Annotated in this window: 15 protein-coding genes; 13 read left to right on the plus strand and 2 right to left on the minus strand. The window is 64.4% G+C overall.

The window, feature by feature from the left end:
- The first annotated feature begins 178 nt into the window (after positions 1 to 178).
- The 4 genes from ACKLLE_RS16195 to ACKLLE_RS16210 all read left to right on the plus strand — a co-directional run bounded on the left by ACKLLE_RS16195 (position 179) and on the right by ACKLLE_RS16210 (position 5,836).
- Positions 179 to 1,711, plus strand: a complete 1,533-nt coding sequence (locus tag ACKLLE_RS16195) for a SulP family inorganic anion transporter (RefSeq protein ID WP_420058520.1) — start codon at positions 179 to 181, stop codon at positions 1,709 to 1,711.
- 115 nt (positions 1,712 to 1,826) lie between these two features.
- Positions 1,827 to 2,339 carry a sigma-70 family RNA polymerase sigma factor gene (locus ACKLLE_RS16200; RefSeq protein WP_009401772.1) on the plus strand — a complete coding sequence of 171 codons (513 nt, stop codon included), beginning with the start codon at positions 1,827 to 1,829 and terminating at the stop codon, positions 2,337 to 2,339.
- A gap of 4 nt (positions 2,340 to 2,343) precedes the next feature.
- Positions 2,344 to 3,312 (plus strand): FecR domain-containing protein, encoded by a 969-nt coding sequence (locus ACKLLE_RS16205; protein WP_420058521.1) that lies wholly within the window; start codon positions 2,344 to 2,346, stop codon positions 3,310 to 3,312.
- Between the two features lie 130 nt (positions 3,313 to 3,442).
- On the plus strand, positions 3,443 to 5,836 hold the full coding sequence (locus tag ACKLLE_RS16210) for a TonB-dependent siderophore receptor (protein ID WP_420058542.1): 2,394 nt from the start codon (positions 3,443 to 3,445) through the stop codon (positions 5,834 to 5,836).
- 107 nt (positions 5,837 to 5,943) lie between these two features.
- On the opposite strand, the gene ACKLLE_RS16215 is transcribed toward ACKLLE_RS16210, so the two are convergent.
- Positions 5,944 to 6,597: a hypothetical protein gene (locus ACKLLE_RS16215; RefSeq protein ID WP_009401767.1), complete on the minus strand. Its 654-nt coding sequence runs from the start codon at positions 6,595 to 6,597 to the stop codon at positions 5,944 to 5,946.
- A 370-nt stretch (positions 6,598 to 6,967) separates the two neighbouring features.
- Between ACKLLE_RS16215 and coxB the strand changes: the two genes are divergently transcribed.
- From coxB to ACKLLE_RS16235, 4 genes are read left to right on the plus strand one after another with little or no spacing between them, the layout of a single operon-like run.
- Positions 6,968 to 8,095 carry a cytochrome c oxidase subunit II gene (coxB, locus tag ACKLLE_RS16220; RefSeq protein WP_420058522.1) on the plus strand — a complete coding sequence of 376 codons (1,128 nt, stop codon included), beginning with the start codon at positions 6,968 to 6,970 and terminating at the stop codon, positions 8,093 to 8,095.
- A 16-nt stretch (positions 8,096 to 8,111) separates the two neighbouring features.
- The gene (ctaD, locus tag ACKLLE_RS16225) at positions 8,112 to 9,704 is read left to right on the plus strand and encodes a cytochrome c oxidase subunit I (protein WP_009401764.1); all 1,593 of its coding nucleotides are present in this window, start codon (positions 8,112 to 8,114) and stop codon (positions 9,702 to 9,704) included.
- A gap of 15 nt (positions 9,705 to 9,719) precedes the next feature.
- The gene (locus ACKLLE_RS16230; RefSeq protein WP_420058523.1) at positions 9,720 to 10,289 is read left to right on the plus strand and encodes a cytochrome c oxidase assembly protein; all 570 of its coding nucleotides are present in this window, start codon (positions 9,720 to 9,722) and stop codon (positions 10,287 to 10,289) included.
- Between the two features lie 12 nt (positions 10,290 to 10,301).
- Positions 10,302 to 11,186 (plus strand): cytochrome c oxidase subunit 3, encoded by an 885-nt coding sequence (locus ACKLLE_RS16235; protein ID WP_009401758.1) that lies wholly within the window; start codon positions 10,302 to 10,304, stop codon positions 11,184 to 11,186.
- 9 nt (positions 11,187 to 11,195) lie between these two features.
- Here the strand turns inward: ACKLLE_RS16235 and ACKLLE_RS16240 are convergent, their stop codons facing one another.
- The gene (locus ACKLLE_RS16240) at positions 11,196 to 11,399 is read right to left on the minus strand and encodes a twin transmembrane helix small protein (protein WP_279899803.1); all 204 of its coding nucleotides are present in this window, start codon (positions 11,397 to 11,399) and stop codon (positions 11,196 to 11,198) included.
- Between the two features lie 60 nt (positions 11,400 to 11,459).
- Here ACKLLE_RS16240 and ACKLLE_RS16245 point away from each other — a divergent pair, with 60 nt between their 5' ends.
- Genes ACKLLE_RS16245 through ACKLLE_RS16265 form a run of 5 tightly spaced genes read left to right on the plus strand, consistent with a single transcriptional unit; the run spans position 11,460 to position 15,373 of the window.
- A complete protein-coding gene (locus ACKLLE_RS16245; protein WP_420058524.1) occupies positions 11,460 to 12,209 on the plus strand; it encodes an SURF1 family protein in 750 nt (249 codons plus the stop codon).
- Positions 12,175 to 12,768: a hypothetical protein gene (locus tag ACKLLE_RS16250; protein WP_420058525.1), complete on the plus strand. Its 594-nt coding sequence runs from the start codon at positions 12,175 to 12,177 to the stop codon at positions 12,766 to 12,768. Before ACKLLE_RS16245 ends, ACKLLE_RS16250 begins: the two co-directional genes overlap by 35 nt.
- 9 nt (positions 12,769 to 12,777) lie before the next feature.
- On the plus strand, positions 12,778 to 13,860 hold the full coding sequence (locus ACKLLE_RS16255) for a COX15/CtaA family protein (RefSeq protein WP_279899798.1): 1,083 nt from the start codon (positions 12,778 to 12,780) through the stop codon (positions 13,858 to 13,860).
- The gene (gene cyoE, locus ACKLLE_RS16260; protein WP_420058526.1) at positions 13,845 to 14,744 is read left to right on the plus strand and encodes a heme o synthase; all 900 of its coding nucleotides are present in this window, start codon (positions 13,845 to 13,847) and stop codon (positions 14,742 to 14,744) included. Before ACKLLE_RS16255 ends, cyoE begins: the two co-directional genes overlap by 16 nt.
- Positions 14,741 to 15,373, plus strand: a complete 633-nt coding sequence (locus tag ACKLLE_RS16265) for an SCO family protein (protein ID WP_064302115.1) — start codon at positions 14,741 to 14,743, stop codon at positions 15,371 to 15,373. The genes cyoE and ACKLLE_RS16265 overlap by 4 nt, the downstream gene beginning before the upstream one ends.
- The last annotated feature ends 10 nt before the right edge of the window (positions 15,374 to 15,383 follow it).

Consider the following 15,383-nt stretch of genomic DNA (forward strand, 5'->3'; position numbering starts at 1 on the left):
TGACGCAACCCACCACGGCCCGCTGCCTGCGGCGCCGTGGACGGGCGTCGGCTGCCTTTGAAAACGTTTTGATGCCTTGCCGCAGCGTCGGCGGTTTCCGGCTGCCCGCGATTCGGGCGGCGCCCCGACGCCTGCGTAAAAGAGTGGCCAGAGGAATGGCCTGAAAAAGGAGAACAGGATGAACATGACGCATTTCAAAGCGGCGCTGCCGCGGGACCTGCTGGCTTCGGTAGTGGTGTTCCTGGTGGCGCTGCCGCTGTGCATGGGGATCGCCATCGCCTCTGGCATGCCGCCGGCCAAGGGCTTGATCACCGGCATCGTCGGCGGTCTGCTGGTGGGCTGGCTGGCCGGCTCGCCGCTGCAGGTCAGCGGTCCGGCGGCGGGGTTGGCGGTGCTGGTCTTCGAACTGGTACGGACCCACGGCATGGCGATGCTCGGGCCGATCCTGCTGCTGGCGGGATTGCTGCAATTGCTCGCCGGGCGCTTGCGCCTGGGCTGCTGGTTCCGGGTTACGGCGCCGGCGGTGGTGTACGGCATGCTCGCGGGTATCGGTGTGTTGATCGTGTTGTCCCAGGTGCATGTGATGTTCGATAGCTCGCCGCTGCCGTCAGGCCTGGAAAACCTCCTCGGCTTCCCCGCCGTGGTGAGTGCGTCGCTGCCGTTCGAGTCTGCCGGCAACGGCTGGCAGGCCGGGGCAATCGGGCTGGGTACCATCGTGGTGATGTGGGGCTGGGAGCGCTTCAAGCCGACAACCTTGCGCTTCGTTCCCGGTGCCCTGCTCGGTGTGAGCGCGATGACCCTGCTGAGCATCGGCCTGGATCTGGGCGTGAACCGCGTGCAAGTGCCGGCCAACCTCAGTGAAGCCATCGACTGGCTGCGCCCGGCCGACCTCATGGCCCTGGCCGATCCGGCCCTGCTGGTCGCCGCCTTCGCCCTGGCCTTCATTGCCAGTGCCGAGACCCTGCTTTCCGCGGCGGCCGTGGACCGCATGCACAGTGGCCAGCGCTCGGATTTCGACCGCGAACTATCGGCGCAGGGTGTCGGCAACATGATTTGTGGTGTGCTCGGCGCATTGCCGATGACCGGCGTGATCGTGCGCAGCTCGGCCAACGTCCAGGCCGGTGCCAGGACCCGCCTGTCGGCGATCTTCCATGGCCTGTGGCTGCTGGCCTTCGTCGTGCTGCTGGGTAGCGTGCTGCAGCAGATTCCAGTGGCTAGCCTGGCCGGCGTGCTGGTATTCACCGGGGTCAAGCTGGTGGACCTGAAGGCGTTTCGCGGCCTGGGCCGCTATGGACGCATGCCGATGTTCGTCTATGCGGCCACGGCGCTCGCCATCGTCTTCACCGACCTGCTGACCGGCGTGCTGCTGGGCTTTGCCCTGACCCTGGTGAAGCTGGCGCTGAAGGCGGCGCGGCTGAAGATCAGCGTCACCAGCCTGGAACGCGAGGGGCATATGGAGCTGCGCCTGAGTGGTGCCGCCACCTTCCTCAAGGTTCCGGCCCTGACCCAGGCACTGGATGGCATTCCGCCGGGGACCACCCTGCATGTGCCACTGGCCAACCTGAGCTATATCGACCACGCCTGCCTCGAGCTGCTGGAAGACTGGGGACGGGCCAATGCCAGCAACGGCTCGTCGCTGGTGATCGAGTCGCGTCGCCTGAAACGGCGTGTCGAAGGACGCGTAAGGACCACGGTGGGCCTCGGTACCTGAGCCCGACCTGACGACCAACGGCACCGCCCTGCTGATCGCGCACATTGCAGGCGGTGCCATCACTCACCTACTATCAAGAATCAATACCATTTGCATCCTCCTGCGCGGATCCTCCATGTCCTCCCCTGCCCAGACCCTTTACGTTAAACATTCCCCCTGGCTGCTGCTGTTCCTGCGTCGCCGCCTCGGCAATGGCTGGGATGCCGCGGATCTGCTGCATGACACCTTCCTGCGCGTGCTGCGCCGGCCGCTCGAGTTCGACAACCAGACCGGCGAACGCTCCTACCTGGCGACCATCGCCAAGGGCCTGTGCATCGATCACTGGCGCCGCGCCCAACTGGAAAGGGCCTGGCGCGAGAGCCTGGTGGCCCGGCCCGAGGCAGTCCAGCCTTCCGCCGAGCATACGGCCTTGCTGATCGAGACCCTGGCGGAAGTGGATGCCATGCTGATGCGCCTGCCTGCCAAGGTTCGCGAGGCGTTTCTGATGGCCCAGGTCGAGGGCATCACCTACGGGGTGATCGCCGAACGGCTGGAGGTCAGCGAGCGCATGGTCAAGAAATACATGGCCCAGGCCTTCCTGCATTGTGCCGTGCTCGAAGCCGAGCTCGACGGCGTGCTGGTGGAGTAAGGCGATGCGCGCAACCCATGAAAAGCTCAGCCACGCCAGCCTTGAACATGCCGCCCAGTGGTATGTGCGGCTACTGGAAGAAGGCGACCAGAACGGCGTTCGCGAACAGTGGCAGTCCTGGCTTGACCAGCATGCCGAACACCAGGCCGCCTGGCGCTATATGGAGCGCGTCGGCGAGCGCTTCGCACCGCTGCGCAGCGAAGGCGAGCGCGCTGGCCGGGTACTGCGCGAACGACATCCGGCACGCCTGGGTCGCCGGCAGACGGTGAAGTCCATGCTGGTGCTGGCGCTGGGTTCGATGGCTGGCTTCGGTGGCTGGCAGGCCGCCTCGCGCAATGGCTGGACCGCCGACCTGCATACCGGCACCGGCGAGAACCGCAAGATCGCCCTGGCCGATGGCAGCACCCTGTGGCTGGGTGCGCAAACGGCGGTCGATACCCGCTTCGATGGCCGCCAGCGCCTGCTCGACCTGCGTTTCGGCGAGGTCCTGCTGCACTCGACGGTGCAGGACCGCCGCCCGCTGCTGATGGAAACCGGCGCCGGCCTGTTGCGGATGGCGGCAACGCCGGTCCGCGTCGCGCTGCGCTACGCCGAGGGCAATGCCCGGCTCAGCGTGTACCAGGGCCAGGTCGAGCTCTTCACCCGTACGGGCAGCCGCACGCTGGTCGAGGCTGGGCAGCGCGTCGATTTCTCGGCGTTGGCCATCTCGCCTGCTGCGCCGGTCCAGGCCGCTGGCGAGTCCTGGATTCGCAACCGGCTGACTGCCGAGGCCATGCCCCTGGCCGATCTGATCGATGCACTGGGTCGCTATCGCCGCGGTCATCTCGGCCTGCATCCGGAGCTGGCCAGCCTCGCGGTGATGGGCACTTTCCCCCTCGATGACACCGACCACGCCCTGCGTCTGCTGGAAGCGGCGCTGCCGATCCGGGTCAAGCGCCTGACCGACTGGTGGGTAACGGTCGAGCCCGCCTGAGTTTTTTCGGCGGGTGGTTCCCTTTTTTGCGCGTCGTCCGGTTCAACCGCAGAACCCTCTCATTGACCCCATGAACACAACAGGGACTGCCATGTCGTCGCCCCGCTCCTGCGTATTGGCCCTCGTGCCGATGACTTTCCTCACCTTCGCTCCGCTGGCCCTGCTGCCTGCCGCCGTCCAGGCCGCCCAGGCCAGCACCCGGGTGCAGACCTTCCATGTCGCGGCCGGCAGCCTGAGCGCCGTGCTCAATGACTTCAGCAGCCAGGCCGGGATCTACCTGGCGGGCAGCGACAACCTTGCGGCCGGCAAGCGCAGCGCCGGGCTGGACGGTGACTACAGCGTCGAACAGGCGCTGCTGCTGTTGCTCGGTGGCTCGGGGCTGGTGGCCGTACCGCAGGGTGCTAGTGGCTACGTGCTGCAGCCGGCGCCGCAAGGTGACTCGGTGCAGCTCGACGCCACCTCGATCAACGCCCAGGGCCTGGCCGACAGCTACGGCCAGGACGACAAGGGCTACCGCGCGACCCATTCGGCCACGGCGAGCAAGACCAGCACCGCCCTGGCCGACACCCCGCGTTCGGTGTCGGTGGTTACCCGCCAGCGCATGGAAGACCAGCAGTCCCAGAGCCTGACCGAAGTGCTCGGCTATGTGCCGGGCATCTTCGCCCCGCCGTTCGCGGCCGGTGACGGCGGCGCCGGCGACCTGTTCTTCATCCGTGGCTTCAACGCCACCGACTATGGCTACGGCTTGCTGCGCGACGGCCTGCGGGTGCAGGGCAACCGCTACGACACCACCAGCGAGCCTTACGGCCTTGAGCGCATCGAAGTGTTCCGCGGCCCGACTTCGATCCTCTACGGCGAAAACGCGCCGGGTGGTGTCGTCAATATGGTCAGCAAGCGGCCCACGGCCGAGTCGCGCGGCGAGGTGCAACTGAGCTACGGCTCCAACGAGCGCCGCCAGTTGGGCATCGACGTGTCCGGACCGCTGACGGACAACGGCAATGTGCTGGGCCGCCTGGTGCTGCTCGGGCGCAAGTCGGGGACCCAGGTCGACCATCAGCCGGATGACCGGATCTACATCGCGCCGTCCCTGACCCTGAACTTCGATGAACAGAACGACCTGACCCTGCTGGCCACCTACCAGCGCGACCGCACCCTGATGGAGTTGGGCTATCCGGCTGCCGGCACCCTGCTGCACAACCCCAATGGCAAGATCAGCAAGCACGCCCTGCTGGGCAATCCGGACTGGGATAACTTCGAACGGGAGGTCTGGACCCTCGGCTACGAATTCCATCATCAGTTCAACGATGACTGGCAGTACCGGCAGAACTCGCGCTACATGCAATCGCGCATCGACCGCCAGGAGATCTGGCCGGGCAGCCTGGACAATGGCGGTTTCGGCACCACCGTGACCAACACCGCCTATGACCGCTACAACAAGTCCATCGCCTACTCGCTGGACAACCAGGTCGAGGGCCACTTCGACCTCGGTGCGCTGGAGAACACCCTGCTGGTCGGTGCCAGCCTCGACCGTACCTCGTTCAACCAGGACTGGAACGCCGGCTTCGGTGGCCGGGTGAACGTGTTCGATCCGGTCTATACCGGCGATCCGGTGACGTCGACGCGGGTGCAGGACGCGCTGCTGGAACAGACCATGTATGGCGTCTACAGCCAGATCCAGACCCGCCTGGACAACTGGGTCATGCTGCTCGGCGGGCGCTATGACCGGGTCAACAGCGAGTACCGCAACCGTCGCGGCACCCTCAATGCGCCGGCCGATCTCGACTACTGGGACGGCCAGTTCACCTGGCAGACCGGGTTGATGTACCAGTTCGACAACGGCGTCTCGCCCTATGTCAGCTACTCCACCGCCTACAACCCGACCCAGCAGGTGTCGAGCGCGTCCGGCCCGCTGGACCCGACCCTCAGCGAGCAGTACGAAGTGGGATTGAAGTACGAGCCCAAGGGCTGGAACACCCTGGTCAGTGCCTCGGTCTACGACCTGCGCAAAAAGGATGACTCGCTCTACGACAGTGTCACCGGCGACTACCGCAATGTCGGACGCAGCCGGGCCAAGGGTGTGGAACTGGAACTGAACAGCGACATTACCGCCAACATCAACGTGACGGCGGCCTACACCTACACCGACTCGAGGGTGACCAAGGACGTGCCGGGGTCGTTGCTGGAGGATCATCAGGTGACTGGCGTACCACGCAACCAGGCGTCGGTATGGGGAACCTACCGCTTCCTCGACGGACAGTTGAAAGGGTTGAAGCTGGGCGCGGGCGTGCGCCACTTCGACAGCACCTTCGCCTACACCAGCCCGTCGCTGTACGGGAAGCTGGATACCGGTGACGTGACCCTGGTGGATGCGACCGTCGGCTATCAGCTGAATGCGCATTGGTCGGCGGAAGTGAACGCACGCAACCTGTTCGACCAGGAGTATGTGGCCGGTTGCAACAATGCCGGGCGTTGCTACTGGGGTGAAGAGCGGACGGTGCTGGGGACGCTCAGTTACAACTGGTAATTGAGCTAGCGGAGACTGTGTGGGAGCGGGTTTACCCGCGATTGCGCCAGTGGATTCGCCACCGCAATCGCGGGTGGACCCGCTCCCAGGGTTCGTCGTGCCTGCTCCTAGGCGGGTTGCTGCTGACCCAGCTCCAACCCCACCCCCAGCTGCCGCGACAGGCAAGGCCAGCGTTTCCACGCCGCGCCGGTTTCAGGGCTGCTCAGCTTCTCGCGATAGGCTTCCACCGATTCCAGGGCGAAGCTCTCGTCGTCGAGCATGTTGTCCAGGGAGTGATGGACCACTTCATCCAGCTGGTTGGCGAATTCCTCGCCGATGAGTTGATGGGCAATCAGGTTGGCAACCGTGGTGTCCAGGGGGATCAGCGGCTGCTGGAAATGCTTGATGTACAGGTCGTTGACTTCTTCCACCAGGCGGTGCGCCAGGTAGGCTTCGTCCAGCAGGCTGTCCAGGCCGACATGCCCGGTCATGATCTGCGGTGGGGTGATGAAATACGCTTCGGCGATTTTCAGCACCGGTTTGATCTGCGATTCGATTCCGGCTTCGCGGGCAACGGTATTGGCGGCTTCCAGCAGCTCGGGTACCTGATCGATGTAGGCGTTGACGAAACGGTTCAACGCACCCTGGGCATCCTGCTCGGGCAATTGGATCAGCGGGTGAAGGTGGGGCAATTGCACTGCAAGTTGGGATTTTAGTTGGCCGGTCTTGGCCTCGTGTTCTTGTGCTTGAGTGATCTGCTCGCGCAATGCGGCAATGTTCATGACAACTCCAGGGACAGCCAGTGACAAAACGGAAACCACTAAATTAGTCCTATTTTGTTATCGCCTAAGACGTATTTCTCATAACGCTTATGCACTTTTGTCTACTTGCGTTATATCACTGTGCCATCATCCTTATAAGTCAATGTCTTACAGCATTTCGCGCTGATCGCTTAAGGCTCGCCAGTCCTTTTCCGCCGCGTCGTTGCGCGCTTTCGACCCCTGTCTATACTCCGGTTTGAATGAAGTCTGGCTGATGAGGCCCCGCCTGCAGTGCAGCGGGGGGCCGCCGTCGAAGTCCGCAGTCTTGACGCCGTGCCCCCTGCCGTAGGCCCTGCCTCCGGGATAACAAGAACGATAAGGGGAACCCGCAATGAAGCGACATCCACACGCCTGGATGGGGCTGCTGCTGTGGTCGGCGATCGCTCCGGCGCAGGCCGCCTGGACCGTGAACATGGCCCCGGGGGCGACCGAAGTCAGCAATGCCGTGTTCGACCTGCACATGACCATCTTCTGGATCTGCGTGGTAATCGGCCTCGTGGTATTTGGTGCGATGTTCTGGTCGATGATCATCCACCGTCGTTCCACCGGCCAGCAGCCCGCGCATTTCCACGAGCACACCTGGGTGGAAATCATGTGGACCGTGGTGCCCTTCCTGATCCTGGTGGCCATGGCCATTCCGGCGACCAAAACGCTGATCGATATCTACGATGCCAGCGAATCGGACGTGGATATCCAGGTCACCGGTTACCAGTGGAAATGGCACTACAAATACCTGGGCCAGGACGTCGAGTTCTTCAGCAACCTGGCGACGCCTGCCGAGCAGATCCACGGCAAGGCGCCCAAGGACGAACACTACCTCCTCGAAGTCGATCAGCCGCTGGTGTTGCCGGTGGGTGCCAAGGTGCGCTTCCTGGTCACCGCCGCCGACGTGATCCACTCCTGGTGGGTACCGGCCTTCGCGGTCAAGCGCGACGCCATTCCCGGCTTCGTCAACGAGGCCTGGACCCGGGTCGAGAAACCCGGCATCTACCGTGGCCAATGCACCGAGCTGTGCGGCAAGGACCACGGTTTCATGCCGGTGGTGGTCGAGGTCAAGTCCAAGGAGGACTACGACGCCTGGCTTGGCGAGCGCAAGGCCGAGGCGGCCAAGCTGAAGGAGTTGACCAGCAAGGAATGGACACTCGAAGAGCTGGTCGAGCGCGGCGACAAGGTCTACCACACCACCTGCGTCGCCTGTCACCAGGCCGAAGGCCAGGGCCTGCCGCCGATGTTCCCGGCGCTCAAGGGCTCGAAGATCGCCACCGGCCCGAAAGAAGATCACTTGAACCTGGTGCTCCACGGCAAGCCCGGCACCGCCATGGCGGCGTTCGGCAAGCAACTCTCGGAAGTCGATCTGGCCGCCGTCGTCACCTACGAACGCAACGCCTGGGGCAACAACAAGGGCGACATGGTCACGCCGAAAGACGTGCTGGCGATCAAGCAGGCGGAAAGCAAATGAGCCGAGGAGACAGGACATGAGCACAGTGATCGACGACCACGGTCATGCCGGGCATGACCATGCCCACGGCCCGGCCAAGGGCCTGATGCGCTGGGTGCTGACGACCAACCACAAGGACATCGGCTCGATGTACCTGTGGTTCGCCTTCTGCGCCTTCCTGCTGGGCGGCTCCTTCGCCATGGTGATCCGCGCCGAGCTGTTCCAGCCCGGGCTGCAGATCGTCCAGCCGGAATTCTTCAACCAGATGACTACCATGCATGGCCTGGTGATGGTCTTCGGCGCGGTGATGCCGGCCTTCGTGGGCCTGGCCAACTGGATGATCCCGCTGATGATCGGCGCCCCGGACATGGCCCTGCCGCGGATGAACAACTTCAGCTTCTGGTTGCTGCCGGCGGCCTTCGGCCTGCTGGTCTCGACCCTGTTCATGCCCGGCGGCGGACCGAACTTCGGCTGGACCTTCTACGCACCGCTGTCGACCACCTACGCGCCGGAAAGCGTGACCTTCTTCATCTTCGCGATTCACCTGATGGGCATCAGTTCGATCATGGGCGCGATCAACGTGATCGCCACCATCCTCAACCTGCGCGCCCCCGGCATGACCCTGATGAAGATGCCGCTGTTCGTCTGGACCTGGCTGATCACCGCGTTCCTGCTGATCGCGGTGATGCCGGTGCTGGCCGGGGTGGTGACCATGATGCTGATGGATATCCACTTCGGTACCAGCTTCTTCAGTGCCGCCGGTGGCGGTGACCCGGTGCTGTTCCAGCATGTGTTCTGGTTCTTCGGGCATCCCGAGGTGTACATCATGATCCTGCCGGCCTTCGGCGCGGTCAGCTCGATCATCCCGGCGTTCTCGCGCAAGCCGCTGTTCGGCTACACCTCGATGGTCTACGCCACCGGGGCGATCGCCTTCCTGTCGTTCATTGTCTGGGCGCACCACATGTTCGTGGTCGGTATCCCGGTGGTGGGCGAGCTGTTCTTCATGTACGCCACCATGCTGATCGCCGTGCCCACCGGGGTGAAGGTGTTCAACTGGGTGAGCACCATGTGGGAAGGCTCGCTGACCTTCGAGACGCCGATGCTGTTCGCCATCGCCTTCGTCATTCTGTTCACCATCGGCGGGTTCTCCGGGTTGATGCTGGCCATCGCCCCGGCGGACTTCCAGTACCACGACACCTACTTCGTGGTCGCCCACTTCCACTACGTGCTGGTGCCCGGGGCAATCTTCGGCATCTTCGCCTCGGCCTATTACTGGCTGCCCAAGTGGACCGGGCACATGTACGACGAAACCCTCGGCAAGCTGCATTTCTGGCTGTCGTTCGTCGGCATGAACCTGGCGTTCTTCCCGATGCACTTCGTCGGCCTCGCCGGCATGCCGCGGCGGATCCCGGACTACAACCTGCAGTTCGCCGACTTCAACATGATCAGCTCGATCGGCGCCTTCATGTTCGGCACCACCCAGTTGCTGTTCCTGTTCATCGTCATCAAGTGCATCCGCGGCGGCGAGCCGGCGCCGGCCAAGCCGTGGGATGGCGCCGATGGCCTGGAGTGGACGATTCCGTCGCCGGCGCCCTACCACACCTTCCAGACGCCGCCGGAAGTGAAATGAAGGAGGGCTGCGGTCATGAGCGAGGGCATCTCGATCAAGCGCCTGGTCAGCCGCCTGCTGCTGCTGGCGGTGGTGATGTTCGCCTTCGGCTTCGCCCTGGTGCCAATCTACGACGTGATGTGCCGGGCCTTCGGCATCAACGGCAAGACCGGCGGGCAATACCAGGGTACGCAACAGGTGGACCCGGCGCGTTCGGTGAAGGTGCAGTTCCTCTCGACCAACGCCATCGACATGGTCTGGGACTTCTACTCCACCGCCGACCAGATCGACGTCAACCCGGGGGCGGTGAACCAGATGATCTTCGTCGCCCACAACCCCACCGACAAACCCATGACTGCCCAGGCCATCCCGAGCATTTCCCCGGCCGAAGCGGCGGCGTATTTCCACAAGACCGAGTGCTTCTGCTTTAGCCAGCAGGTGCTGCAGCCGGGTGAGCGCATCCAGATGCCGGTGCGGTTCATCGTTGACCGCGACCTGCCCAAGGATGTGAAACACCTGACCCTTGCCTACACGCTGTTCGATATCACCGCTCGCCAGCCGCCGGTCGCCCAGGTGACCCACGCGAACCCGCAGAGCGCCCGATAAGGAGAACAATCCATGGCCTCTCACGATCACTACTACGTCCCGGCGCAAAGCAAGTGGCCGATCATTGCCACCATCGGCATGTTCATCACGGTGTTCGGCCTCGCCACCTGGTTCAACGACATGAAGGCCGGGCGCGATAGCCACGGGCCGCTGATCTTCTTCGTCGGTGCGCTGTTCCTCGCGTACATGCTGTTCGGCTGGTTCGGCGCGGTGATCAAGGAAAGCCGTGCCGGCCTGTACAGCCCGCAGATGGACCGCTCGTTCCGCTGGGGGATGTCGTGGTTCATCTTTTCCGAGGTGATGTTCTTCATCGCCTTCTTCGGCGCGCTGTTCTATGTGCGGCACATGTCGGGGCCGTGGCTTGGCGGCGAAGGGGCCAAGGGCGTGGCGCACATGCTCTGGCCGAACTTCGAGTTCACCTGGCCGCTGCTGCATACGCCGGATCCGAAGCTGTTCCCGCCGCCCAGGGAAGTGATCGATCCATGGCACCTGCCGCTGATCAACACCATCCTGCTGGTCAGCTCCAGCGTGACCATCACCATCGCCCACCATGCCCTGCGCAAGGACCATCGTGGCCCGCTGAAATTCTGGCTGGCGCTGACCGTGGTCCTGGGCATCGCCTTCCTCGTCCTGCAGGCCTACGAGTACCACGAGGCCTACACCAAGCTTGGCCTGACCCTCGGCTCCGGGATCTACGGTGCGACCTTCTTCATGCTCACGGGCTTCCACGGTGCCCACGTGACCATGGGCACCCTGATCCTGTTCGTGATGTTGATGAGAGTGTTGAGGGGCCATTTCAACCCGGACAAGCACTTCGGCTTCGAGGCGGCCAGTTGGTACTGGCACTTCGTCGATGTGGTCTGGGTGGGGCTGTTCATCTTCGTCTACGTGCTGTGAAGGGAGGAATCACCAAGGGGCGTGCGACACCAGTTGGCCGCTGACGAAGCCCCAGGTGATCAGGCCCAGGGTCACGGCGGCCAGGCAGACACGGACGGTCAGGGCCTTGAGCAGGCGGGTGGAGTTCTCGTCGTCCTTGACCAGGAACACCAGGCCGCTGAAGAGGCTGGCGATGGTAGCCAGCAACATCACAACGATCGCGGCTTTGAGCATGGCGACATCTCCGGGGGACGTGATGCATTCGAGTATAGCGGCAGCCTTCATGGGGGCTCGATGAGCGCCTTTCGTCCCGGCCTGGTGCCGACCCTGGTGGTGCTGGCGTTGCTGCCGGTGCTGGTCGGCCTGGGGTTCTGGCAGCTCGGTCGCGCCGAGCAGAAGCGTGCGCTGCTGAATGTGTATGCAGAGCGCGAGGTCGAGGCGCCCGTACCAGCCGGGCAATTGCTGGAGGACCAGGCTGATCCGGCCTACCGCCGCGTCCATCTGCATGGCCATTTCGACGGCCAGCACAGCATTCTCCTCGATAGCCGCATGCGCGACGGCAAGGCCGGCGTGGAGCTGTTGCAACCTTTCCTCGATGAGTCCAGCGGGCATTGGTGGCTGGTCAATCGCGGCTGGTTGCCATGGCCGGACCGGCGGGTACCGGCGAGCTTCGACACCCCGGCACACACACTCGACCTGACGGCCTGGGTCTATATCGCGCCGGGCGCCAGCTTCCTGCTGCGCGCCGATGCGCCTGACGGCGACTTCCCGCGCCTGCTCAACAGCGCCGAGCCGGCGCACCTGTGGCAACAACTGGCCCGCGCCGGCTACCCCCACGAACTGCGCCTGGAGCCGGGGCCGGCCAGTTACCGGGTGGACTGGCCCCTGGTGCCCCTGGGCCCGGAAAAACACCTGGGCTACGCCGTGCAATGGTTTGCCCTGGCCACGGCCCTGATCGCGCTTTACCTCTACTTCGGTTGGCATCGACACAATAAAAAGGAGAAACCTCATGGGCGTCGCCACGGGTCCACTCGACATGTCTGAGGGCAGGCCACCAAGGAATCGTGCCAAGGGCCGCCTGCAACTGATCCTGATCCTGCTGGTGGTGATCGGGCCGATGATACTCGCCACCGGCATGTACAAATTGCAGTTCTGGGTGCCGGAGGGGCGCAGCTATCACGGCGAGATGATCGGCAACGGCCTGGGGCTGGCCGACCTAGGCGTGCAGGCTCCGGCCGAGCGCTGGCAACTGCTGGTGAGTGCGCCGAAGGACTGCAATGTCGATTGCCAGCAACTGGTCTACCTGGCCCGGCAGATCAATATCGGCCTGGGCCGCGATGCCAGCCGCGCCGGTCATGCCCTGGCCAGCGGAGAGCCGGTGAGCGGCGCCTACCTGTCCCGGCTGGAGAGCGAATACCCGCAGCTCCAGCGCTATCCGCTGGATGCCGCTCGCTATGGCGCGGTCGCGCCGAACCGTAGCGAGGCGCAACTGTGGATCGTCGATCCCCACGGCAACCTGGTGCTGCGTTACGACGCGAAGGTCAAGGGCAAGGATGTGCTCAACGACCTGCGCCACCTGCTCAAACTGTCCAATATCGGCTAGGAGCCCGCCATGACCCGTCCCGGATATCGCCTTGCCGTATTCGCCACCGGACTGGCGCTGCTGGTGGTGCTGCTCGGTGCCTATACCCGCCTGACCCACGCCGGCCTTGGTTGCCCCGACTGGCCCGGTTGCTACGGCTTTATCAGCGTGCCCAAGACCGAGGCGCAACTGGCCCATGCCGAACTGCATTTCCCCGATTCGCCGGTCGAAGCCCACAAGGGCCGCAACGAGATGGTCCACCGCTACTTCGCCGGCACCCTGGCCCTGGTGATCGCCATGCTGGCGGTGCAGGCGCTGCGCCGGCACGGGCGCGACGGGCAACCCTACCGCCTGCCGTTGCTGGTGCTCGGTGTGGTGTTCCTGCAAGCCGCCTTCGGCATGTGGACGGTGACCTTGCAACTGTGGCCGCAGGTGGTCACGGCGCACCTGTTGGGCGGGTTCGCGACCTTGAGCCTGCTGTTCCTGCTCAGCCTGCGCCTGTCCCGGGCCTATATGCCGCTGCCCGGGCTGCCGCGCAGGGTGCGCCGGCTGGCGGCCGTGGCGCTGATGCTGGTGATCGGGCAGATCGCCCTGGGCGGCTGGGTCAGCGCCAACTACGCGGCGGTGGCCTGCATCGACCTGCCTACCTGCCACGGTGAATGGTGGCCGCAGGCGGACTTCGCCAACGGCTTCCACCTGACCCAGCATATCGGCCCCAACTACCTCGGCGGCCAGCTCGACAGCGAGGCGCGCACCGCCATCCATATCACCCACCGCCTCGGCGCGCTGCTGGTGACCTGCGTACTGCTGGCCCTGGCCTGGCAACTGCACCGGGTCGGGTTGCGGCGGCTGGCGAAACTGGTAGTGGCGGCGTTGTTCCTGCAGGTCGGCCTGGGTATCAGCAACGTGCTGTTCCACCTGCCACTGGTCGTGGCCGTAGCACACAACGCCGGTGGCGCCGGTCTCCTGTTGACCATGGTGCTGGTCAACTACCGCACCCGTCCGGCCCTGCAGCCACGGGCACGCAGGGTCAGTCCCGGCTGGCGGCTCACGCCGTTGCGCCTGGCCGGTGACTTTCACTACCTGGGAGGCAATCCATGGCAACGCACCTGAGTGAACGTCAGCTCGACACCGGCTGGCGCGACTACCTTGAGTTGACCAAGCCCAAGGTGGTGGTGTTGATGCTGATAACCTCGCTGGTCGGCATGTTCCTCGCTACCCGGGCGGGCGTACCCTGGACGGTGCTGCTGTTCGGCAACCTCGGCATCGGCCTGTGTGCCGGGGCGGCGGCGGCGGTCAACCATGTGGTGGATCGGCGCATCGATGCGCTGATGGCCCGTACCCACAAGCGGCCGCTGGCCGAGGGCCGGGTCGCTCCGGTGCCGGCGCTGCTGTTCGCGCTGTTGCTGGCGGTGCTCGGCATGGTGCTGCTGCTGACCTTCACCAACTCGCTCACCGCGTGGCTGACCCTGGCCTCGCTGCTCGGCTATGCGGTGATCTACACCGGCTTTCTCAAGCGCGCCACGCCGCAGAATATCGTGATCGGCGGCCTGGCTGGTGCGGCCCCGCCGCTGCTTGGCTGGGTGGCGGTCAGCGGTCATCTGAGCGCCGAACCGCTGCTGCTGGTGCTGATCATCTTTGCCTGGACCCCGCCGCATTTCTGGGCCCTGGCCATCCACCGCAAGGCCGAGTACGCCAAGGCGGATATCCCGATGCTGCCGGTCACCCACGGCGAGCACTACACCAAGGTGCACATCCTGCTCTACACCTGCGTATTGCTTGCGGTGAGCCTGCTGCCGTTCGCCATCCATATGAGCGGGCCGCTCTACCTTGCCTGCGCCGTGCTGCTGGGGCTGCGCTTCCTGCAGTGGGCCTGGGTGTTGTACCGTGGCGTTCGGCCGCACGCTGCGATCAAGACCTTCAAGTACTCTGTCTGGTACCTGTTCCTGCTCTTCATCGCGCTGCTCGTAGACCATTACCTGTTGTTGAATCTATGACTCGAACCCAGAAAACCGTCTTTATCCTCGTCGCCCTCGTCGCGTTGATTCTCGGGCTGACCATCAACAAGGTGCTCAACGGCCGTGGCCAGGGCAACCCGACCGAACTGATCGATGCCGGCATCATCCTGCTGCCGCAAAGCCGTGCAGTGCCGGAGCTGGAAATGAGCGACGAGAACGGCCAGCCGGTGCGGGTCGATCAGTTGAAGGGCAAGTGGTCGCTGGTGTTCTTCGGCTATACCTTCTGCCCGGATATCTGCCCGACTACGCTGGCGCAGTTGCGCCAGGTGAAGAGCGAGCTGCCGAAGGAGGCGCTGGAGCGGTTGCAGGTGGTGCTGGTCAGCGTCGATCCGAACCGTGATACACCGGCCCAGCTCAAGCAATACCTGGGCTATTTCGACAAGGATTTCCGCGGCCTGACCGGCTCGCTGGAGGCGACGCAGAAGCTGGCCAATGCCCTGAGTATCCCGTTCATTCCGGCCGATACCAGCAAGCCGGGGTATACCGTGGATCACAGCGGCAACCTGGCCCTGATCGGACCGGATGGGGCGCAGCGGGGGTTCATTCGGGCGCCGTTCAACAACCAGAAGCTGGTGGCGCAATTGCCGGGGTTGGTGAAGCGGGATTGAGGTGGGGGAT

This window comes from Pseudomonas bharatica (assembly GCF_048586865.1).
GTDB classification, from domain to species: domain Bacteria; phylum Pseudomonadota; class Gammaproteobacteria; order Pseudomonadales; family Pseudomonadaceae; genus Aquipseudomonas; species Aquipseudomonas bharatica.